The sequence below is a fragment of the Saccharothrix sp. 6-C genome (genome assembly GCF_016695385.1).
GTDB classification, from domain to species: domain Bacteria; phylum Actinomycetota; class Actinomycetes; order Mycobacteriales; family Pseudonocardiaceae; genus Actinosynnema; species Actinosynnema texasense.
The window spans coordinates 8,774,081-8,794,101 of sequence record NZ_CP064192.1 but is presented as its reverse complement, the minus strand read 5'-3'; the positions used below and the strand labels follow the sequence as shown (position 1 = coordinate 8,794,101).

Here is a 20,021-nt window from a genome sequence, read left to right as displayed (position 1 = left end):
CGATCCGACGCGACCCCGCCGCCGTCGGCGGAGCAGCGGCCGTCAAACACGGTTGCGCTCGAACACCAGGCGCAGGCCCAGCAGCGTCAGGTCCGGCACGTGCGCGTGGATGGTGGCCGACTCGGTCACCACGAGCGGCGCGAGGCCGCCGGTCGCGATGACGGTGACCGGGCCGGGCTCGCTGAGCTGCAGCTCGTCCACGATCCGGCGCACCAGGCCGTCCACCTGGCCGACGAACCCGTAGACGATGCCGGACTGCAGGCACTCGACGGTGTTCTTGCCGATCACCGACCGCGGCCGCACCAGCTCGACCTTGCGCAGCTGCGCGGCGCGGGCGGCCAGCGCGTCCACGGAGATCTCGATGCCCGGCGCCAGCGCGCCGCCGAGGAACTCGCCCTTGGCCGAGATCACGTCCAGGTTCGTGGACGTGCCGAAGTCGACCACGACGCACGCCGTGCTGTGCAGGTGGTGCGCGGCCAGCGTGTTGATCACCCGGTCGGAGCCGACCTCCTTGGGGTTGTCCACCAGCAGCGGCACACCCGTCCGCACGCCCGGTTCCACCAGCACCTTCGGCACGCCGCCGTAGTACCGGCCGAGCATCACGCGCAGCTCGCGCAGCACCGCGGGCACGGTGGACAGCGCCGAGATGCCGGTGATCTTGTCCGCGTACTCGCCGAGCAGCCCGCGCATGGTCAGCGCCAGCTCGTCGGCGGTCATCCGGGCGTCGGTGCGCATCCGCCAGTCCCGGACCAGCTCGGCGGAGTCACCCGTGCCGTCGTAGAGGCCGAGCACGATGTTGGTGTTGCCGACGTCGATGGCTAGCAGCACAGCGGGTCTCCCCCTAGGTCTCGGCCTACTAGTCCTCGGCCTGGATCAACGCGTCCAGCGCCGCGGCGTCCTCGGTCTCCGCCGCCACCGGCTCCGGCTGCGCGGTCGTGGACCCGTTCACGAGTCCCGAGCCCTCCGGGGCGTGCGCCGGGTCCGCGCCCAGTTCGACCACCTTGTTGTCGGCGTCGACGAAGACCACCTTCGGTTCGTACACCCGCGCCTCGGCGTCGTCCATCTGCCCGTAGGCGATGAGGATCACCAGGTCGCCCGGCTTGACGAGGTGCGCCGCCGCGCCGTTGATGCCGATCACGCCGCTGCCGCGGGCGCCCGGGATGACGTAGGTCTCCAGGCGTGCGCCGTTGGTGACGTCGACGATCGCGACCTGCTCGCCGGCCAGCAGGTCGGCGGCCTCCATCAGGTCCTCGTCCACCGTGACCGAGCCGACGTAGTGCAGGTCGGCCTGGGTGACGGTGGCCCGGTGGATCTTCGACTTGAGCATGGTGCGGAACATGGCGGTCCCCTCACTCGTCGCCGGCGCCGAGCAGCACGGCGGCGTTGTCGATCAGTCGGGTGGAGCCGACCCGGGCGGCGACCAGCAGGCGGGCGTCGCCGTTCTCCGGCGCGGGGCCGAGGTCCGGCGCGCGCAGCTCCAGGTAGTCGAGGTCGACGCCGGGCACGGCGGCGAGGGTGTCGCCCGCGGCCTTCAGCACGGCGTCCGCGCCCTGCCCGCTGACGTACGCGCCCGCCACCAGCGCGGCGGACAGCGCGGTCGCGGCGGAGCGCTCCTCCTCGGACAGGTAGCGGTTGCGCGAGGACAGCGCCAGGCCGTCGGGCTCGCGCACGGTCGGCACGCCGACCACGTCCAGCGGGAAGTTCAGGTCCCGCGCCATCCGGTGGATGAGCGTGAGCTGCTGGTAGTCCTTCTCGCCGAACACCGCGTAGGTCGGCTGCACGATGTTGAACAGCTTGGCGACCACGGACAGCACGCCGGCGAAGTGGCCGGGGCGGGTCCGGCCCTCCAGCTCGTCGCCGAGCGGGCCCGGGCTCACGGTGACCGTGCTGCCCGGCAGGTACATGTCGTCCACCGACGGCGCGAACACCAGGCCGACGCGCTCCTCGCGGCAGATGTCCACATCGGACTCGAAGCTGCGCGGGTAGCGGTCGAAGTCCTCGTTCGGGCCGAACTGGGTGGGGTTCACGAAGACGGAGACGACGACCACGGTGTTCTGCATGACCTGCGCCTCGCGGATCAGCTTGCGGTGGCCCTCGTGCAGCGCGCCCATGGTCGGCACCAGGGCGATGTTGCGGCCGGCCGCCTTCAACGCCCTGGTGACGCGACGCAGCCGTTCCGGGTCGCGGTGCACCGTCACGTCGTTGGGCGTGTAGTCGTCCTTGGTGAGCGGCTTGGTCATGCTTGTCCCTCGAGGGTGGTGCGGACGTCGGACGCGAGTTCGGGCTTGAGCAGGCCGGCGGCCTGGGCGCGGGCCGCGGTGCGGAGCGCGAGGATTCGGTACGCGGGGAGCGTCCCGGTGTCGGAGAGCACCGCCAGGTGCTTGGCCACGGTGCCCGCGTCGCCGCGCGCGACGGGGCCGGTGAGGGCGCGGTCGCCGTGCCGCAGGGCGTTGTCCAGGGCGGCGGACAGCAGCGGGCCCAGCATCCGCTCGGCGTCCTGGATGCCCGCGCCGCGCAGCAGGTCCGCGCAGTCGGCGACCAGCGTGATCAGGTGGTTGGCGCCGTGCGCGAGGGCGGCGTGGTAGAGCGGGCGGGCGGCCTCGGGCACGCGCACCGGCTCGGCGGACATCTCCACCACCAGCGCCTCGCCGACGTGCCACGCGATCTCGTCGTCGTCGGCCGCCGTGACGCCGACGGAGCAGGCGTTCATCCGCTGCACGTCCTCGACCCGGCCGGTGAACGTCATCACGGGGTGCAGGGCCACGCACAGCGCGCCGAGGTCGGCGGCGGGCCGCAGCACGTCCACGCCCTGCGCGCCGCTGGTGTGCACGACGATCTGCCCGGCGCGCAGCGAACCGGTGGCGACGAGGCCGCGCACCAGGCCGGGCAGCTCGTCGTCGGGCACGGCCAGCAGCACCAGGTCGGCGGAGGCGGCCACCTCGGGCGGCGACAGCACGGGCGCGTCGGGCAGCAGCTCTTCGGCGCGGCGCAGCGAGTCGCGGGAAACGGCGGCGACGGCGCTCACGACGTGTCCCGCCCGGGACAGCGCGGCGCCCAGCACCGAACCCACCCGGCCGGCCGAGATCACTCCCACGGCCAACCGCGCGGGGCGGGGGGTCGCGTCCATGCGACGTACTCCTTACCGCGGCGTTCCAGTCCCGATGCTCGGGTACCGGACGACGGCCGCGAGCGTAATCCGGTGTGCTGCCAGGGGCCGTCAACTGCGACGAACGCCACCTGCGGCCTTCAGCGCGCCCGGCGCGTCCACGGCGGCCTGACGTGCGGCGACGAGCGCGGCGAGCAGCTTGGCGTGACGTTCCTCCGCGTCGTGGCCCGCCGTGCCGTTGGCCATGCGGTGGCGCAGGAACGCCAGTTCGGTGGCGGCGACCTGGTAGCCCGCGACCGCCTTGGCCGCCTGGTCGCCGACCTTGCGCTTGACCGTGCGCCGCCACCGGCTGCGACCCTGGAGGCTGGCCAGCAGGGTCACCTCGCTGGAGGCGATCCACTTGTTGGCGGCCATCGTCGGCAGCTGGCCCGCGACGATCCGCTGCTCGCGGCGGCGCTGCCAGACGACCATCAGCACCATGCCGGCGAAGATCGGCACCATGATCAGGAAGTACAGGTTGATGAAGGTGGAGCCGGTGCCGACGGTGGTGGAGAAGTTCCACAGCGAGTGCAGGCCGGCCGCGCCGAGGTAGCCCAGCAGCGGCGCGACGACCCGCACCTTCCGGCTCGCGGTCATGGCCGCGATGCCGATCCCGATGCCGGTCATCGACGTGAACAGCGGGTGCGCGAACGGCGAGAGCACGCCGCGCAGGACGAACAACGCGATCACGCCGCTGCTCAGGTCGCCGAAGCCGCTGTCGGAGAAGACGCGGGCGAAGTACCAGATGTTCTCGGTGAACGCGAAGCCGGCGGCCGTCACGCCCGCGTACACCACGCCGTCCACCACGCCGTCGAACTCCTGGCGGCGGCGCAGGAACAGCACCACGATGAACGCGGCCTTCGCGGCCTCCTCGGTGATCGGCGCGCCGATCACGGCGGCGAACGTGCTGCCGTCGCCGCCGTCGATGAGCTGGCCGAGCACGTGCGCGCTCTGGTTGAACACCAGGGAGGTGATCGTCGCGCCGCACGCGCCCCACAGGAACGCCAGCAGCAGGATCTTCGCGGGCTCCGGCTCCCAGCGGTCGATCCACAGGTAGGCGCCGATCACGGCGAGGACGGGCAGCAGCGCGGCCACCGCGCCGACCAGGATCGGCAGCAGGCCGGTCCGCGAGGTGCCCAGGCCGAACAGGACCAGCCCGCACACGCCCAGCGCGATCAGGCCCAGGACCGGGAGCAGGACGGTCCAGCGCTGCTGGTCGACGCGCTTGCGGGCGGGAGTGGTCACGGTGGGAGACCTTAAAGGGACACTTGACCGGTGGTGGAGTCGGAAGCCCTGTGGCGGGAGGCGTTGTACGGGCCGTCGGGGTTCTTCACGCGCGGCGAGGTCCCCGCCGACCACTTCCGCACCGCGCCGCTGGTGGGTCCTGAGCTGGCCGAAGCGCTGCTCGTGCTGCTCGATCGGGTGGACTTCGCGCTCGGTGGGCCGTCCCGGCTGGATTTCGTGGACGTGGGCGCGGGCGGCGGTGAGCTGGCGGAGGCGGTGCGGTCCTCGGCGTCGGGTTCGCTGGCCGCGCGGCTGGTGGTGACGGCGGTGGACCTCGGGCCGGCGCGGTCGGTGCCGGGGGTGCGGTGGCGCTCGACGCTGCCGACGTCGGTGTGCGGCCTGCTGGTGGGGCACGAGTGGCTGGACGCGGTGCCCTGCCCGCTGGTCACGGGGCCGTCGTCCCACCCCTGGGCGGCCCGGTGGTGGCCGGTCGGCGAGGGCGAGCGGGCGGAGATCGGCGAGCCGCGGGACGTGGCGTGGGCGGACGCCGTGTCGCGGGTGGCCCGCGGGGCGGCGTTGGCGGTGGACTACGGGCACGTGCGGGCCGACCGGGTGGCGGGCCGGTACGCGGCGGGCACGTTCGCCGCGTACCGGGGCGGGCGCCGGGTGGAGCCGGTGTTCGACGGGACGTGCGACCTGACGGCGCACGTGGCGCTGGACGCGTGCGCCGAGGCGGCCGGCGGCGACTGGGTGCTGGTCTCGCAGCGGGCCGCGCTGGGCGCGTTGGGGCTGGTCGGCGCGGTGTCGCCCGGTGAGCCGGACTGGCTGGCGGCGGCCGGGCGGGCGTCGCGGATCGCGGAGCTGCGGGCCGAGGGCGGGTTGGGGTCGTTCGGCTGGCTGCTGCACGGCGTCGGCGTGCCGGTGTCGTCGTTGCTCCCGCCCCTGCCCCCGTGGCGGCCCTGAGGCCTACAACGCCCAGGGCGGGGTGATCGGCTGGTCCCCGACCAGGCCCGTGATGCCGACCGACGTGGCGACCAGGACCTTCGCCGGGCCGCCGACCAGCTGGAACTCCACGTGCGGCGGGACGACGACGGTGTCGCCGGCGCCCGCGTCGACGTCGTTGACGGTCACCCGGCCCTCCAGGACGTGGAAGACCTCCTCCTTGTCGACCTGGTGCCGTTCGCCCTCCGCGTCCGCCGGCACCTCGACGGTCCACAGGGCGATCTGCGTGCTGCCGCCGTTGGAGGGGGAGGCGTGGGGGTGGAACACGAAGCCGTGGCGCTCGAACATCGCTCTCCAAACTAGTCAACCAAGTTGTCTAGTTGCAGACTAGGCGACCGTGGAACCCGTGTCGATGCTGTTCGCCAGGTCGTTCCGGCTGATGACCGACCGCTTCCACGAACGACTGGCCGGTCAAGACCTCGAACCGCTGCGCCCGGCCCACGGCTTCGCCTTCCGCTACCTGGCCGCCCAACCCTCGGCCACCGCCGTCGACCTCGCCGCCCACCTGGGTGTCTCCAAGCAGGCCGCCACCAAGACCGTGGCGGAACTGGTCGACTGGGGCTACGTCCACCGGTCGCCCCACCCGACCGACCGCCGCGCCCACGCCCTGACCCTCACCGGCAAGGGCCGCGCCTACCTCCGCCTCGCCGACGCCCTCTGGGCGGAGCTGGAGGCCGAGTTCGCGGCCGTCGTCGGGGCCGGGCAGCTGGCCGTCCTGCGCGAAGCCCTGGAGACCTACCTGGCCGACGCCGACCCCGGCGGCCTGCGCCCGGTCTGGTGACCGCCGGCGCGACGACCGAAGACCGCCGGCGGCGGCGGGCGGGGTGGGCGAGGGTCGAGCGCATGAGAATCCACGCCCTGCCGGACGACGTGCTGGACCGCGCCCGCGGGCTCGCCGGCGCGGACGAGCACCACGAGTGGCACGCCGAGTCGCCCGGCGCGCCGCTGCGCTGCTGCCTGCGCAAGGCCGGGCCGGGTGAGCCGCTGGTCCTCTTCCGCCACACCCCCACCTCGGGCGCGGGACCGTACGAGGAGTCGGGGCCGGTGTTCGCGCACGCCGAGCCGTGCGCCGGGCCGGCGACCACGGCGGCGTTCCCCGAAGCGCTGCGCCACGCGCCCCGGACCCTGCGCGCCTACACCGCCGGAGGCCGCATCCACGGCGGTGAGGTCGCCGACCCGGAGCGCCTCGCCGACCGCGTCACCGCGCTGCTCGACGACCCGGACGTCGCCGCCATCCAGGTCCGCAGCGCGTCGCACGGGTGCTTCCTGTTCGCGATCACCCGCGACTAGCCCGCGGCACCGGGACGGCGGTCCGGCCGTGCGACGATGACCGGGTGGAGATCACCGTTGGCGTGGGCGCCGGTGCACGCCACCTCGGCGTGGACCGGGTGGTCGACCTCGGCCCCCTGCACCCGTCGGCGCACGGCGCGTACCGGCTGCGGCTGACCGTCCGCGACGACGAGGTCATCACCGCCGCCACCCCCCTCGTCGGCCACCTGCACCGGGGCGCGGAGAAGCTGTTCGAGGTCCGCGACTACCGGCAGGTCCTCACCCTCGCCAACCGGCACGACTGGCTCGCCGCCTTCTGCAACGAGCTGGCCGTCGCGCTGGCCGTGGAGCGCATGACCGGCATGGACGTCCCGCCGCGCGCCCAGGCGCTGCGGGTCCTGCTGTGCGAGCTGAACCGGATCATGGCGCACCTGGTGTTCCTCGCGCCGCTCACCGGCACGCGCGACCGCGACGCCGTGCAGGCCGTGCTGGAGGAGGCGACCGGCGGCCGGATCCACTTCATGGCCAACCGGATCGGCGGCCTGCGCGAGGACGTGCCCGCCGGCTGGACCGGCCGGGTGCGCGAAGTGCTGTCCACCGTGGACCCGGGCGAGGCGCCGGAAGGGCTGGCGGGCCTCGGGGTCCTGCACCGGGACGCCGCCCTCGCGTTCGGCGTCACCGGCCCGGTCGGCCGGGCGTCCGGAGTGGACTTCGACCTGCGCCGCGACGACCCGCTGCCCGGCTACCGGGACCTGGACGTGCGGCCCGTGGTCCGCGCCGAGGGCGACGCGCTGGCCCGCGTCCGCTGCCTCGTGGACGAGGTCCGCCAGTCCGTCGCGCTCGCCGGCCAGTGCCTGGACCGGCTGCCGGCGGGCCCGGTGAACCTGCGGCTGCCCAAGGCGGTCAAGGCGCCCGAGGGCTCCGTCTACACGTGGGTCGAGGCGCCGCTGGGCACCTCCGGCGTGCACCTCGCGTCCCGGGGCGAGAAGACGCCGTGGCGGTTGAAGCTGCGCACGCCGTCGTTCAACAACGTGCAGGCCCTGTCCGCGCTGCTGCCCGGCACGAAGGTGGCCGACCTGCCCGCGGTGCTCGGGTCGTTCGCCGTGGTCGTCGGCGACATCGACAAGTAGGCCCTAGTCCTCGCGGCGGCGACGGCGGCGCGGCGAGTCGCCGCCGCCGAACGCGGCCAGCAGCTCGCTGACCGACTTGCCGTCCGCGTGCGCCCCGGCGGGCTCGACGGGCTCCGGCGCGCTGCGCCTGCCGGCCGGCTTCGGGGTGTCCTCCCACGACTCCCAGCGCTCGTCGGCGCGACGACGACCACCGGCCTCGGGCTCGGTCGCCCGGCGACGGCCTTCCGGCGTGACGGAGGCCGACGCGGAATCGGCCGAACGACCGCCGATCGACTCCGGCTCGGCCACCGGTCGGCGCCCCCCGGCCTGCTCGGCCGCGCGGCGCGACCGGCGCGCGTCCTCCTCGACCTGCGCCCGGCGCGCGGGGTCCGGCACCGGGACGTGCTCACCGGTCAGCTCGGCCCGCGTCGCGGGTCGGCGCGCCGGGTCGGGGCGGCCCGCCGGCCGCTGCTCACCGGTCGTGCCGGTCCGCCGACCGGCCTCGCCACCCGGGTCGGGGCGACCGGCGGACCGCTGCTCACCGGTCTGCTCGGGACGGCCCACGGGCCGGTGCTCGCCGGTCAGGTCCGGCCGGGCGGTCGGTCGACGGGTCGGCTCGACCGGGCGGTGCTCGCCGGTCAGCTCCGCCCGCGTGGTCGACGGCCGGCGCGGCTCCGCGGCCGCGGCGCGCTGCTCGCCGGCCGACTCGGCCCTCGGCACGGCCCGCTGCTCGCCCGTCCGCCGCACGGCGGCGCCCGCGCCCTCCGGCCGGCGCGCGGGTTCCTCGGCCAACGCCTCCCGGCTGATCATCTCGGTCCGGTCGGCCACCCGGCTGCGCCGCTGCACGGTGTGCTCGGTCTTCGACGGCTCGGCGGGCCGCCCGGCCGGGGCCGTCGGCGGGGTCGGCCGCGCCGCCGCGTCCCGGCCGACCCGCTCCGTCGGCTCCTGCTTGGGCGCCTCCCGCCGCACCACCACCGGCGGCGTCGACCGGGGCTGGGCCGTCGCGCGGGCGGGCTCGCGGCGCACCGGCTGGGCCTGCTCGCGCCGCGCGGGCTCGGGGCGGGTCGGTTCGGGACGCCGAACCTGGTCCTTGCGCGAGGTGTCGACGGAGACCCGCTCGATCAGCTCGGTCCGCTCGACCCGCTCAACCTGCGGCGTCTCCGCGGCCTTCTTCGTCACCGGCACGGCGGGGCCGGCGTTGATGATCCGCTGGTCGCCCACCGCCATCAACCGCGACTGGTCGGACAGGGAGCGCATCCGGGTCGACTCGGCCCGCAGCGCCACCCGCTCGACCAGCACCTCGCCGCCGAGCAGGGCCTCCAGGTTCTCCCGCAGGGCGCGCAGCTCGCCGCGCAGCGCGTCCAGGTCGTCCTTGGCCTCCTCCTGCACCCGCTTGCGGGTCTCGGCCTCGACCTCGAGCTCGTACTCGCGCCGTGCGGCGATCTCGCGCTCCAGCTCGAGCTCGTAGACCGACTGGAGGTCGGCCACCTCGTCCTCGCGGTCGGAGACCTGCTTGCGGTAGCGGGCCGCGAGGAACGCGCCGACCAGCGCCGCCCACAGCGCGGCGACGACCGCCAGCCGCAGCCAGCGGGCGTTGTCGCTCAGCACCAGCACCGCCGCGGCGCCGAGGGCGAGCGTCAACGCCGCTACCAGCAGTAGGCGCCCTGGGCCACGACCGTGATCTTGCTGCTCGTCATCGTCCGACGCGCCTCGCCCGGTCATGGCGTCTACCGTACCGGTCAGTTACCCGATTGAGACCTCGGCGTCCGTATCTATTGATCGAGGTGCGGGTCGTCGGGTGTCCTGCAGCTCCGTTCCAGCCACAACGCGGCGGCGATGAGCAGGCCCGCGCAGACCGCGCCGACGCTCGCGCTGAGCACGTCGTGACCCGCCGCCTCGAACTCGCCGCGCGCCGGCAGCACGTAGACCAGCACGCCCGCCCACGCGCCCAGCATGATCGCGCCGAGCATCGACGACGCCTTGGCGAACGCGACCGCCCGAGCCGCGGCCAGCGGCTCGACGGGCCGCGCGCCCGGCTTGCGCAGGATGCGGGCGCGCAGCGAGACCGCCAGCCAGAGGTTCACCGCCGCGATCACCAGCAGGGTGAAACCGGCGAACGTCGGCAGCGGCGGCAGCGTGTCGTAGGCGAGCCTGGTCAGCAGGTGCGCGAGCAGGCCCGCGACGAGTCCGGCGGCGAGCAGGTCACGGGGTTTGGTGAACCTCACCCCACCATCGTCCCCGACTACTCGACCAGCGCGGTGCCGCGCCTGCCGAACAGCGACAGCTCGGGCAGCCACGGGCCGGGGTCGGTGTCCCAGTCCAGCGCGCGCACCTGGTCGTCGTCACGCCGCCCGCCGAGCACGCGCAGCAGCTCGAACGACGACGTCCGCAACGCGCCCGCCGGCTCGCCCTCGCCGATGACGCGGTCGCCGTGCTCCAGGGTGACCCGCAGCGCGGGCAGGTGCTTGGCCCGCAGCCGCTTGTCCAGGTCCTGCAACGGCCGGGTCAGCGCCGCCCGCACGGCCGCGGTGTCCCGCTCGCCTGGCTGCCCCAGCGCGGCCCGGATGTCGTGCTCGTGCGAGATGATCTCGGCGATCAGCAGCGCGCCCGCCGGCGAGTCGAACAGCCCTTCGGCGACCTGGAAGTTCCGCTCCCACTCGACCAGCAGCTCGCCGAGGGGCCGACCGCGCCGGGCGTGCACCTGCCGCTCGCCCCACGAGCCGTCGTCGACGCCCTCGAAGCGCCGCTCGGTGAAGTCGCCGAGGCCACCCGCCAGGTGCGCGACCACGTCCCGGACCGTCCACCCGGGACACGCCCCGACCGGCGCGTCGGGATCGCCGCCGGTGACCAGGCTGATGATCCGCCGCCGTGCGGCGTCGTAAGTGACCGCGTTGCTCATCGCGCCACCTCCGCGCCCACGCTAACCCCGCCGCACGGGCCTCGCAGCGCCGCTCACCTCAGGCGGGGATCACGTCAGGCGGAGATCGTCCCGCCGGGTGACGCCGGCGAGGTCGAGGCCCGCGAGCAGCTCGCGCACCGGGCCGTGCCCCGGCACGACCGCGTCCGGCTCCACGTCCAGCCACGGCGCCAGCACGGACGCGCGGTCGTGCGCGCCGGGGTGCGGCAGCAGCAGCTCCGGGTCCGACGACCGCACGCCGTCCACCACCACGACGTCCACGTCGAGCGTGCGGGGACCCCAGCGCAGCTCCCGGACCCGCCCGGCCGCCTGCTCCAGCGCCTGGCCGCGGCGCAGCCAGCCCCATTCGTCCACGTCGCCGGACACGATCAGCACCGCGTTGAGGAAGTCGCCCTGGTCCGTGACGCCCCACGGCGCCGTCTCGTACACCGGCGACGCGGCCACCAGCACGTCGGCGAACCCGGCCACCGCGAGCCGCAGGTGGCCCAGCCGGTCGCCCAGGTTCGAGCCGAGCGACAGCACCGCCCTAGTCACGCGTGCGCCGGATGGTCACCGAGACGTCCGCGAACGCCAGCGGGATCGGGGCCGACGGCTTGTGCACGGTCACCTCGACCGCCCGCACCCGCAGGTCGGTCATCACCTCGTCGGCGACCTTGCCCGCCACCGTCTCGATCAGGTCGTACGGCCCGCCGGCCACGATCGCCGCGGTCCGCTCGGCCAGCTCGCCGTAGTGCAGCGTCTCCCGCAGGTCGTCGGTGGCCGCCGCGCGCGACAGGTCCAGCCACGCGGTGACGTCGACCAGGAAGTCCTGGCCGTCGCGCTTCTCGTGCTCGAACACGCCGTGGAACCCGCGCACCCGCAGGCCGCGCAGCGAGATCCGATCCGAGATCCCGGCCACCTCCGGCGAGCCTCCCAGGTCAGGGGGCATGTCCGTCCTTCCACGCCCGCGCCACGGCCACCGCGTCCAACGACCGGTCGACGTCGTGCACCCGCACGCCCCACGCGCCGAGGAACGCCGCCAGCGCCGACACCGCCGCGGTCGCGTCCTCCCGGCCGTCCGGCGCCCGGTCGCCGAGCAGCGAGCCGAGGAACCGCTTGCGCGACGCGCCCACCAGCACCGGGAAACCCAGCTCCAGCAGCGAGCCGAGCCCGTGCAGCAGCTGCCAGTTGTGCGTGGCGTCCTTCGCGAACCCCAGCCCGGGGTCGAGGATGATGTCGTCCTGGGCCACACCGGCGGCCAGGGCGGCGTCCACCTGGCGGCACAGCTCGTCGCGCACGTCGCGCACCACGTCGTCGTACACGGCCAGCCGGTCCATCCCCCGGCTGTGCCCGCGCCAGTGCATCAGCACGTACGGCACGCCCGCCGACGCCACCAGGGGCGCCATCGCCGGGTCGGCCAGCCCGCCGGACACGTCGTTGACGATCGACGCGCCCGCTTCCAGCGCCGCCCGCGCCACCTCGGCCCGCGTGGTGTCCACGCTGACCGGCACGCCCTCCGCGACCAGCGCCCGGATCACCGGCGCGACCCGCGCTGCCTCGACCTCCGGCGACACCCGGTCCGCGCCGGGGCGCGTCGACTCGCCGCCCACGTCGACCAGGTCCGCGCCGCGGCGGAACAGGGCCACGCCGTGCGCCACCGCGTCGTCCACGTCGAGGTACCGGCCGCCGTCGGAGAACGAGTCCGGGGTGACGTTGAGGACGCCCACCACCACGCAGTGCCCCGGCCTGGGCACGCTCACCGCAACCGCCCCTTGATCAGGTCGATCGCCTCGGCCCGCGACGACGCCGAGTCGCGCAGCAGCCCGCGCACCGCCGACGTCGTGGTCCGCGAGCCCGGCTTGCGCACGCCGCGCATGGCCATGCACAGGTGCTCGGCCTCGACCACCACGATCACGCCGCGCGGGTCGAGCCGGCGCATCAGCGCGTCCGCCACCTGCGACGTCAGCCGCTCCTGCACCTGGGGCCGCTTGGCGTACAGGTCGACCAGCCGGGCCAGCTTCGACAGCCCGGTGACCCGGCCGTGCTCGTTCGGGATGTACCCGACGTGCGCGACGCCGTGGAACGGCAGCAGGTGGTGCTCGCAGAACGAGAACATCGGGATGTCGGTGACCAGCACCAGCTCCTCGTGGCTCTCGTCGAACGTCTTGGCCAGCACGCTGTCCGGGTCGGTGTGCAGCCCGGCGAACAGCTCCCGGTACGCCCGCGCCACCCGGCCGGGCGTGTCACGCAGCCCCTCGCGCTCCGGGTCCTCACCGCACGCGAGCAGCAGCTCGCGCACCGCGGTCTCGGCGCGCTTCTGGTCGAAGGGCCGGCGCGCGAGACCGGCCCCCCCGTTCGCGGAGAGGCCGGTCTGGTCGATCGCGGTGCCGTGCTCGGTCACGTGCGGTTGTCCGGGTCCGTGTCGAAGGACCGCTTCCCCGCTTCCGCGTCCGTCGGCTCCGGCCGCCACTGCGGTGGCTGCGGAGCGCCGCCGGGCGCCGTCGCGGGGGTCCACCCGGGCGGGGCGCCGTAGTTCGGCGGACCGGACGACGGGTGCTGCGGCGGGTAGGGCTGCGACTGCTGCGGTTGCTGCTGCGGGTAGGCCTGCGGGTGCGGGCCCGGAGGGAGCACGCCGTTCTGGCCGTTCGGCGGCGTGGGCGTCGGGTCCAGGGCCGGTGGTTCGGCGTCCAGGGTGTCCTCGATCGCCGGCGGCCACGGCTCGCCGCGCTCCTTGGCCAGTTCCGCCGGCGTCTTGACCGGCGGCTTGTCCGACGGGGTGCGGTGGCCGAAGTCGTTGAACTTCGTGATCCGCGGGCGCTTCTCGACCTCGGCGAAGATCCGCTCCAGGTCCTTCTGGTGCAGCGTCTCCTTCTCGATCAGCTCCAGCGTCAGCGCGTCGAGCACGTCGCGGTAGGTGTTGAGCACCTCGTAGGCCTCGGTGTGCGCGGCCTCGATCAGCTCGCGGACTTCCTCGTCGATCTCGTGCGCGACCTCGAGCGAGTAGTCGGCCTGCCGGCCCGCCGTGCGGCCGAGGAACGGCTCGCCCTGCTCCTGGCCGTACTTGACCGCGCCGAGCCGGGCGGACATGCCGTACTCGGTGACCATCGCGCGGGCGATCTTGGTCGCCTGCTCGATGTCGTTGGACGCGCCCGTGGTCGGCTCGTGGAAGACCAGCTCCTCGGCGGAGCGGCCGCCCAGCGCGAACACCAGCCGGGCGATCATCTCGGACCTGGTCATCAGGTCCTTGTCCTCCTCGGGCACGGAGAGGGTGTGACCACCCGTCCGGCCGCGGGCGAGGATCGTGACCTTGTAGACCGGGTCGATGTCCGGCATCGCCCACGCGGCCAGGGCGTGCCCGGCCTCGTGGTAGGCGGTGATCTTCTTCTCCTTCTCGGAGATGATCCGGCTCTTGCGGGCCGGACCGCCGATCACGCGGTCCACCGACTCTTCCAGCTCGACCCCGCTGATCACCGTGCCGTTCTTGCGCGCGGTGAGCAGGGCGGCCTCGTTGATCACGTTGGCCAGGTCGGCGCCGGAGAAGCCCACGGTGCGCTTGGCCAGGCCGTCGAGGTCCGTCTCCGGGGCCAACGGCTTGCCCTTGGCGTGCACGCGCAGGATCTGCTTGCGACCCTTCAGGTCCGGCGCGGACACCGGGATCTGCCGGTCGAACCGGCCGGGGCGCAGCAGCGCCGGGTCGAGGATGTCGGGCCGGTTCGTCGCCGCGATCAGGATGATCCCGCCGCGCGAGTCGAAGCCGTCCATCTCCACCAGCAGCTGGTTGAGCGTCTGCTCGCGCTCGTCGTGCCCGCCGCCGAGGCCCGCGCCGCGGTGGCGGCCGACCGCGTCGATCTCGTCGACGAAGATGATGCACGGCGCGTTCTGCTTGGCCTGCTCGAACAGGTCGCGCACGCGCGAGGCGCCCACGCCGACGAACATCTCGACGAAGTCCGAGCCGGAGATCGAGTAGAACGGCACGCCCGCCTCGCCGGCCACGGCGCGCGCGAGGAGCGTCTTGCCGGTGCCGGGCGGGCCGTACAGCAGCACGCCCTTGGGGATCTTCGCGCCCAGGGCCTGGTAGCGGCCCGGGTTCTGCAGGAAGTCCTTGATCTCGTAGAGCTCCTCGACGGCCTCCTCGGCGCCCGCGACGTCGCCGAACGTCGTCTTGGGCATGTCCTTCGAGAGCTGCTTGGCCTTCGACTTGCCGAAGTTCAGGACGCGGTTCCCGCCGCCCTGGGAGTTGTTCATCATCCACATCAGCAGGAGCAGCAGCAGACCCAGCGGGATCATGTACAGCAGCATCTGCATCAGGAACGAGTCCTGCGTGACCTTGGTCTCCACGACGGGCTTGTTGCCCGCTTGATCGAGGATGGTGAAGACCTCGTCCGTCGAGCTCGCCGGGAACTGGGCGCGCACGCGGTTGCTGCCCTCGACGGTCACCCCGTCGTTGAGGGTGAGCTTGAGGAGCTGCTCCTTGTCCTCGATCGTGGCTTCCTTGACCTGGCCGTCCCGGATCTGTTGCAGTGCCTGGGACGTCTTGATCGGGGCATAGCCCCGGTTGTCGTCGAAGAGCACGTTGAAGGCGTAAAAGAGCAACAACACCGCCACGATCCACAGCAGCGGGTTGCGAAGCAGGCGCTTGCGGTCCATGCACTTACGGCCGACGGGCGGCCTCGACCCTCCCTGACTTGTCGACGGGCGCAGACGGGCACACCCGTCCGACCAGACTACCGCCCGTGGCTCGGGCGAAGCGCTCCGCGTGCGGGCCCTGTCGCGTCTTGCCGGACCAACGGGCGAGGAGCCCCCCGTGTTCCCGTGGTGACCGCGGACACCGATCGCAGGTCAACGAGGTTCCCCCGGTCGGCTGATCGGGGGTGAACCGACGGGGGTCCGAGCCCGTAACCACTCACGAGGGGTTATCCCCTACTAGCAGGTAGCGACAACTTGAGGGCCACTCGGGTGACGTAGAACACGAGAGTTTGTCAGGTGAGTGAGCCGTGTCATCCTCGGCAACCAACCGAGTGTTCCTCACACACCCGAAAGGGTGAACACCGACCGAAGGTACGAAGTCATGTCAGCTCGCAACCCGGACCGTCCCGGCCGCCTGCGCCGCGTCATCCTGCCGCTGGGCGCGCTGCTCGGCGTCATCGCCGCCGCCGGCGTCACCGTGGTGGCCCTGCGAGCCACCAGCGGACCCGAGTGCAAGGGCACCCTGCCGCTCAAGATCGCGGTGACCCCGGCGATCGAGGAAGTGGTGCGCGGCGCGGCCGACGACTACCAGGCGACCCAGCCGATCGTGGACGGCAAGTGCGTGCAGGTGCAGGTCGAGGCGCGCGGCGCGGCCGACGTGGCCAACGACCTGCCGACCGCGCAGATCAACCCGCCCGCGCTGTGGGTGCCGGACTCGTCCATGTGGGCGGCGGAGACCCAGCGGCAGGCCGGTGACGAGGGCGGCGAGGACGCGCCGCGGCTGGAGATCCACGACCCGCTGGCGGGCTCCCCGCTGGTGATCGCGGGCTCGGAGGGCGCCATGACCGCGCTCGGCTGGCCGATCACGCCCGTGAGCTGGGCGAAGGTCGTCGACCCGAGGGTGCCGGTGACGCTGAGCGACCCGACCACCTCCACCGAGGGCCTGGCCACGCTCGCGGTCATCCGGGCCCAGCTGGGCAACCCGGACGGCACGCCGAAGCCGGAGCTGATCGGCGCGCTGCTGCGGGTGGGCCGCAACGCGCTGCCGTCCGTGCGCGACGCGTTCGGCAAGGTCGTGCAGGGCGCGGACAACGCGCCCGTGTTCACCGCGTCGGAGCAGTCCGTGCTGGCCGCCAACCGCACGGCCGGGTCGCGCCGGGTCGTCGCCTCCTACCCCAAGGAGGGCACGGTCTCGTTCGACTACCCCCTGGTGCGGGTGAGCCGGTCGAGCGAGCAGGCGGGCACCGCGCAGGCCGCGACCGGCTTCGAGCAGGCGTTGCGCACCGGCCGGACCGCCCAGCGGTTCGCCGAGGCCGGTTTCCGCACGCCGGACGGCAAGGCGCCCGGCGGCTGGACGAACGAGGAGCAGGGCGTGCGCGGCGACGACGTGGCCGTGCTCAAGACGCCGGACCCCGACCAGGTCTCCGAGCTGCTGCGCACGTGGGGCGCGGTCAGCCTGGACACCCGGCTGCTCGCGGTGCTGGACGTGTCCGGCTCCATGGCCGAGAAGATGAGCAACGGCCAGACCCGGGTCGAGGCGGCCCGCGAGGCGGCGCTGACCGCGCTGGGCATGCTGCCCGACACCTCGGAGATCGGCCTGTGGGCGTTCTCGACGAACAAGAAGCCGCCGAACGACTGGATCGAGCTGGTGCCGGTCGGTCCGCTCGGCGAGCCGATCGGCGGCGCGCCGCGGCGGGTGCAGCTGCAGAAGGGCGCGGGCAACCTGCCCGCCCTGGTCGGCGGCGGCACGGCGCTGAACGAGACGGCGCTGGCCGCGTTCCGGCACGTGCAGCGGACCTACGACCCGTCGAAGATCAACTCGGTCACGCTGATCACCGACGGCAGCAACGACGACATCTCCAGCATCGACCTGCCCGGCCTGCTGGCCACGCTGAGGCAGGAGGCCGACCCGTCGCGGCCGGTGCCGATGATCATGGTGGGGCTGGGCGCGGACGCCGACATGGACGCGTTGCGGCAGATCGCCGAGGCCACCGGCGGCAAGGCCTACCAGGCGATGGAGCCCGAGGACATCCGCGGCGTGCTGCTGGACGGCATCTCGCAGAGGCGCTGCCGGCCCAACTGCTGAGCCGGCCCGACCGCCGAACGAGCACGGGAACGGGGGCGGCCCCTCCACGGGGCCGCCCCGGCCACCGCGTTCAGCCCGAGTAGACCTTGGGGTCCAGCGCGCCGATGTAGGGCAGGTCGCGGTAGCGCTCGGCGTAGTCCAGGCCGTAGCCCACCACGAACTCGTTCGGGATCTCGAAGCCGACGTACTTCACCGGCACCTCGACCTTCACCGCGTCCGGCTTGCGCAGCAGCGTGCAGACCTCCAGCGACCGCGGCTTGCGCGACGCCAGGTTCTTGAGCAGCCACGACAGCGTGAGGCCCGAGTCGATGATGTCCTCGACGATGATCACGTCGCGGTCCGCGATGTCGCGGTCGAGGTCCTTGAGGATGCGCACCACGCCGGAGGACGAGGTCGACGAGCCGTAGGAGCTCACCGCCATGAACTCCAGCTGCACCGGCACCGGCAACGCCCTGGCCAGGTCGGTCATGAACATCACCGCGCCCTTGAGCACGGTGATCAGCACCAGGTCGTTCCCGCCGTCGGCCGGGTAGTCAGCCGCGACCTTGTTGGCCAGCTCGGTGACCTTGTCGCTGATCTCCTGCTCGCTGATGAGCACGGAGCTGATGTCGCCGTCGTACACGGACGGTTCCCCTTTTGTCATGACTGCACTGGTTCCACTCGCAGCCTGCCATGAGCACGCCGCGCCACAAAGCCACCGGGCAGCCACACGCCACCCTGCCCGCGCCACTCGCTCACCAGCGCGTCCACCCGGCGCAGGTGCGAGTCGGACAACTCGGGCACGTTCTCCGCCAGCAGCCAGCGGCGCAGGACGCGGCGGCGCAGCGCGGTCGGCAGGCGGCCCACCTCGGCCACCGAGCGGCGGTCGCCGTCGAACGCCTCGGCCAGCTCGTCCAGCGCGTCGTTGTCCTCGCGCAGGTGGGCGGCGGTGCGGGCGAGCGCGTCGGCCACACCGCCCTGGAGCACGTCCTCCAGCAGCGGCAGGACCTCACGGCGCAAGCGGACCCTGGTGTAGCGCGGGTCCTCGTTGTGCGGGTCTTGCCAGGGCGTGAGGCCGAGTTCGTCACATGCGGCCTCCGTCACGGCGCGGGGCACCCGCAGCAGCGGACGACCCCACGGCGGGTCGTGCGCGCGCATGCCCGCGATGCTGCGCGGCCCGGAACCGCGGCCCAGGCCGAGCAGGACGGTCTCGGCCTGGTCGTCCCTGGTGTGGCCGAGCAGGACCAGGCCTCGCTCCGGTCTCAGCGCCGCGTACCTGGCCTTGCGGGCGGCGGCCTCAGGTCCACCCGATCCGGTGACCTCCACCCGGCGCACCTCGGCGGTCAGGCCCAACTCGCGGCACGTGCGCGCGGCCCGTTCGGCGACCCGCGCCGAGTCGGCTTGCAGACCGTGGTCCACGACGACCGCGGCCGCCTCGGTCAGCTTGGCCGTGACGGCGGCCAGGGCGAGCGAGTCCGCACCGCCGCTGACGGCGACCGTCACCCGGTCGGGCCGGTGGTCGGCGAGGAAGCGCTTGACGGCCGTGCGCACCTCGGCGAGCGGTCCGTTCACGGTTGGACGCGACGCAGCCATCCGGCCGGGTCGGCGATCTCCGCGCGCGTGGGCAGGGTCTCGGCGCTGGTCCAGACGGTGTTGAAGCGCTCCATGCCGACCGCGTCGACCACGTGCCCGGTGAACGCCGCGCCCTCCGCGTACTGGCGGACCTTCGCCTCGACGCCGAGGAGCGTGCGCAGCACCCGGTCCAGCACGCCACCGCCCTGGCGGCGGGCGGTGAAGCGCTCGCGGATCGTGCGGACCGACGGCACGACGTCCGGGCCGACGGCGTCCATCACGTGGTCGGCGTGGCCCTCCAGCAGCGTCGACAGGGCGATGAGCCGGTCGAGCACCTCGCGCTGACCGGGGCTCTGCAGCAGCTCCACCAGGCCGCCCGACTCGCGCAGCCGCTTCGGCAGGTCGCGCAGGCGCGGCGCGGAGCTCTCGTCCATGCTGCCGAGCAGGGTGGCGACCAGGCCCGCGAAGTGCCCGGCGAGCCACGGCACGGCGGTGAACTGGAGGCGGTGGGTGCCCTCGTGCAGGCAGACCCACATGCTGAAGTCCTCGCCGGAGACGTCGAGGGCGCGTTGCGCGCCGACGATGTTCGGCGCGACCAGCAGCAGCCTGCCGCCCTCGGAGAACGGGTCGTACTGGCCGAGCACCCGGCCGCTGAGGAAGGCGATGACGACGCCCGCCTGCACGCCCGCCGTGCCCGCGAGGACGCCGCCGAACGCGCCGGACTGCTTGGGCAGGGCGCCGTCGGTGAGGGCGGCGAGACCCTGCACGGCGGCCCGCACCCAGGCGGGCCGGTCGACCACCTCGCCCTGCTCGAGCGGCGTGCCGTGACCGAGGCCGGTGAGCTCGCGGACGTGCACCTCGGCGTCGACGGCGAGTTCCCGCAGGCGGTGCACGGCGATGTCGGCCTCGGCTCTGGGCACGATCGGGCCGGGGCGGACGAGCTTGGTCGCCGTGGTGACGGCCAGGGCCCAATCGACCGGGGCACTGCGGTCCTGCGTCGCCGGGTTCACCCTCCTGACGCTACCTGCGCGGACCGCCCGCACAACACTCCCG

General features: G+C 73.7%; 22 protein-coding genes. 5 read left to right on the top strand and 17 right to left on the bottom strand.

The window, feature by feature from the left end:
• Nucleotides 1-42: 42 nt before the first annotated feature.
• The 5 genes from IOD16_RS38600 to IOD16_RS38580 all read right to left on the bottom strand — a co-directional run bounded on the left by IOD16_RS38600 (nt 43) and on the right by IOD16_RS38580 (nt 4,390).
• Nucleotides 43-828 (bottom strand): type III pantothenate kinase, encoded by a 786-nt coding sequence (locus tag IOD16_RS38600; protein WP_201438248.1) that lies wholly within the window; start codon nt 826-828, stop codon nt 43-45.
• 28 nt (nt 829-856) lie between these two features.
• Nucleotides 857-1,339: an aspartate 1-decarboxylase gene (gene panD, locus IOD16_RS38595; protein ID WP_201438247.1), complete on the bottom strand. Its 483-nt coding sequence runs from the start codon at nt 1,337-1,339 to the stop codon at nt 857-859.
• Between the two features lie 10 nt (nt 1,340-1,349).
• Nucleotides 1,350-2,240, bottom strand: coding sequence for a pantoate--beta-alanine ligase (gene panC / locus IOD16_RS38590; protein ID WP_201438246.1), 891 nt, complete (start codon nt 2,238-2,240; stop codon nt 1,350-1,352).
• The gene (locus IOD16_RS38585; protein WP_201438245.1) at nt 2,237-3,127 is read right to left on the bottom strand and encodes a Rossmann-like and DUF2520 domain-containing protein; all 891 of its coding nucleotides are present in this window, start codon (nt 3,125-3,127) and stop codon (nt 2,237-2,239) included. Before IOD16_RS38585 ends, panC begins: the two co-directional genes overlap by 4 nt.
• 90 nt (nt 3,128-3,217) lie before the next feature.
• Nucleotides 3,218-4,390 carry a PrsW family intramembrane metalloprotease gene (locus tag IOD16_RS38580; protein ID WP_201438244.1) on the bottom strand — a complete coding sequence of 391 codons (1,173 nt, stop codon included), beginning with the start codon at nt 4,388-4,390 and terminating at the stop codon, nt 3,218-3,220.
• Between the two features lie 30 nt (nt 4,391-4,420).
• Here IOD16_RS38580 and IOD16_RS38575 point away from each other — a divergent pair, with 30 nt between their 5' ends.
• Nucleotides 4,421-5,332, top strand: a complete 912-nt coding sequence (locus IOD16_RS38575; protein ID WP_201438243.1) for an SAM-dependent methyltransferase — start codon at nt 4,421-4,423, stop codon at nt 5,330-5,332.
• 3 nt (nt 5,333-5,335) lie between these two features.
• Here the strand turns inward: IOD16_RS38575 and IOD16_RS38570 are convergent, their stop codons facing one another.
• On the bottom strand, nt 5,336-5,659 hold the full coding sequence (locus tag IOD16_RS38570) for a cupin domain-containing protein (protein ID WP_123744492.1): 324 nt from the start codon (nt 5,657-5,659) through the stop codon (nt 5,336-5,338).
• Nucleotides 5,660-5,723: 64 nt separating this feature from the next.
• On the opposite strand from IOD16_RS38570, the gene IOD16_RS38565 reads away from it, so the two are divergent.
• The 3 genes from IOD16_RS38565 (at nt 5,724) to IOD16_RS38555 (ending at nt 7,770) form a co-directional block, all read left to right on the top strand.
• Complete coding sequence (locus IOD16_RS38565; RefSeq protein WP_201441754.1) at nt 5,724-6,152, top strand: MarR family winged helix-turn-helix transcriptional regulator; 429 nt, start codon at nt 5,724-5,726, stop codon at nt 6,150-6,152.
• A 62-nt stretch (nt 6,153-6,214) separates the two neighbouring features.
• Nucleotides 6,215-6,661, top strand: coding sequence for a DUF1203 domain-containing protein (locus IOD16_RS38560; RefSeq protein WP_201438242.1), 447 nt, complete (start codon nt 6,215-6,217; stop codon nt 6,659-6,661).
• A gap of 44 nt (nt 6,662-6,705) precedes the next feature.
• On the top strand, nt 6,706-7,770 hold the full coding sequence (locus tag IOD16_RS38555; RefSeq protein WP_201438241.1) for an NADH-quinone oxidoreductase subunit D: 1,065 nt from the start codon (nt 6,706-6,708) through the stop codon (nt 7,768-7,770).
• A gap of 3 nt (nt 7,771-7,773) precedes the next feature.
• Here IOD16_RS38555 and IOD16_RS38550 read toward each other — a convergent pair whose 3' ends face one another.
• The 8 genes from IOD16_RS38550 to ftsH all read right to left on the bottom strand — a co-directional run bounded on the left by IOD16_RS38550 (nt 7,774) and on the right by ftsH (nt 15,292).
• A complete protein-coding gene (locus IOD16_RS38550) occupies nt 7,774-9,471 on the bottom strand; it encodes a DUF6779 domain-containing protein (protein ID WP_201438240.1) in 1,698 nt (565 codons plus the stop codon).
• Nucleotides 9,472-9,521: 50 nt separating this feature from the next.
• On the bottom strand, nt 9,522-9,974 hold the full coding sequence (locus IOD16_RS38545) for a DUF3180 domain-containing protein (protein WP_201438239.1): 453 nt from the start codon (nt 9,972-9,974) through the stop codon (nt 9,522-9,524).
• Nucleotides 9,975-9,991: 17 nt separating this feature from the next.
• Nucleotides 9,992-10,648 (bottom strand): maleylpyruvate isomerase family mycothiol-dependent enzyme, encoded by a 657-nt coding sequence (locus IOD16_RS38540; protein WP_201438238.1) that lies wholly within the window; start codon nt 10,646-10,648, stop codon nt 9,992-9,994.
• 69 nt (nt 10,649-10,717) lie between these two features.
• Complete coding sequence (gene folK, locus IOD16_RS38535; protein WP_201438237.1) at nt 10,718-11,200, bottom strand: 2-amino-4-hydroxy-6-hydroxymethyldihydropteridine diphosphokinase; 483 nt, start codon at nt 11,198-11,200, stop codon at nt 10,718-10,720.
• Complete coding sequence (gene folB / locus IOD16_RS38530) at nt 11,193-11,555, bottom strand: dihydroneopterin aldolase (protein ID WP_201441753.1); 363 nt, start codon at nt 11,553-11,555, stop codon at nt 11,193-11,195. The genes folK and folB overlap by 8 nt, the downstream gene beginning before the upstream one ends.
• Nucleotides 11,556-11,583: 28 nt before the next feature.
• Entirely contained in the window at nt 11,584-12,405 is an 822-nt protein-coding gene (gene folP, locus IOD16_RS38525) for a dihydropteroate synthase (RefSeq protein ID WP_236594624.1), read from the bottom strand.
• Nucleotides 12,402-13,025, bottom strand: a complete 624-nt coding sequence (gene folE / locus IOD16_RS38520; RefSeq protein WP_123748186.1) for a GTP cyclohydrolase I FolE — start codon at nt 13,023-13,025, stop codon at nt 12,402-12,404. Before folE ends, folP begins: the two co-directional genes overlap by 4 nt.
• Before the next feature lie 17 nt (nt 13,026-13,042).
• Entirely contained in the window at nt 13,043-15,292 is a 2,250-nt protein-coding gene (ftsH, locus tag IOD16_RS38515; protein WP_201438236.1) for an ATP-dependent zinc metalloprotease FtsH, read from the bottom strand.
• Nucleotides 15,293-15,713: 421 nt separating this feature from the next.
• Here ftsH and IOD16_RS38510 point away from each other — a divergent pair, with 421 nt between their 5' ends.
• On the top strand, nt 15,714-17,417 hold the full coding sequence (locus tag IOD16_RS38510; protein WP_201438235.1) for a substrate-binding and VWA domain-containing protein: 1,704 nt from the start codon (nt 15,714-15,716) through the stop codon (nt 17,415-17,417).
• Nucleotides 17,418-17,487: 70 nt separating this feature from the next.
• On the opposite strand, the gene hpt is transcribed toward IOD16_RS38510, so the two are convergent.
• The 3 genes from hpt to IOD16_RS38495 are packed head-to-tail and all read right to left on the bottom strand — an operon-like array spanning nt 17,488 to nt 19,978.
• On the bottom strand, nt 17,488-18,039 hold the full coding sequence (hpt, locus tag IOD16_RS38505; RefSeq protein WP_123744502.1) for a hypoxanthine phosphoribosyltransferase: 552 nt from the start codon (nt 18,037-18,039) through the stop codon (nt 17,488-17,490).
• Nucleotides 18,040-18,056: 17 nt separating this feature from the next.
• A complete protein-coding gene (gene tilS / locus IOD16_RS38500) occupies nt 18,057-18,968 on the bottom strand; it encodes a tRNA lysidine(34) synthetase TilS (protein ID WP_201438234.1) in 912 nt (303 codons plus the stop codon).
• Entirely contained in the window at nt 18,965-19,978 is a 1,014-nt protein-coding gene (locus tag IOD16_RS38495; RefSeq protein WP_201438233.1) for a zinc-dependent metalloprotease, read from the bottom strand. The genes tilS and IOD16_RS38495 overlap by 4 nt, the downstream gene beginning before the upstream one ends.
• Between the last annotated feature and the right edge of the window lie 43 nt (nt 19,979-20,021).

Excerpts from the sequence above, each read along its gene's own strand:
- panC (WP_201438246.1), bottom strand. The coding sequence starts at position 2,240 with ATGACCAAGCCGCTCACCAAGGACGACTACACGCCCAACGACGTGACG.
- IOD16_RS38570 (WP_123744492.1), bottom strand. The coding sequence starts at position 5,659 with ATGTTCGAGCGCCACGGCTTCGTGTTCCACCCCCACGCCTCCCCCTCC.
- IOD16_RS38510 (WP_201438235.1), top strand. The coding sequence starts at position 15,714 with ATGTCAGCTCGCAACCCGGACCGTCCCGGCCGCCTGCGCCGCGTCATC.
- IOD16_RS38550 (WP_201438240.1), bottom strand. The coding sequence starts at position 9,471 with ATGACCGGGCGAGGCGCGTCGGACGATGACGAGCAGCAAGATCACGGT.
- IOD16_RS38565 (WP_201441754.1), top strand. The coding sequence starts at position 5,724 with ATGCTGTTCGCCAGGTCGTTCCGGCTGATGACCGACCGCTTCCACGAA.
- IOD16_RS38585 (WP_201438245.1), bottom strand. The coding sequence starts at position 3,127 with ATGGACGCGACCCCCCGCCCCGCGCGGTTGGCCGTGGGAGTGATCTCG.
- IOD16_RS38540 (WP_201438238.1), bottom strand. The coding sequence starts at position 10,648 with ATGAGCAACGCGGTCACTTACGACGCCGCACGGCGGCGGATCATCAGC.
- panD (WP_201438247.1), bottom strand. The coding sequence starts at position 1,339 with ATGTTCCGCACCATGCTCAAGTCGAAGATCCACCGGGCCACCGTCACC.
- ftsH (WP_201438236.1), bottom strand. The coding sequence starts at position 15,292 with ATGGACCGCAAGCGCCTGCTTCGCAACCCGCTGCTGTGGATCGTGGCG.
- IOD16_RS38560 (WP_201438242.1), top strand. The coding sequence starts at position 6,215 with ATGAGAATCCACGCCCTGCCGGACGACGTGCTGGACCGCGCCCGCGGG.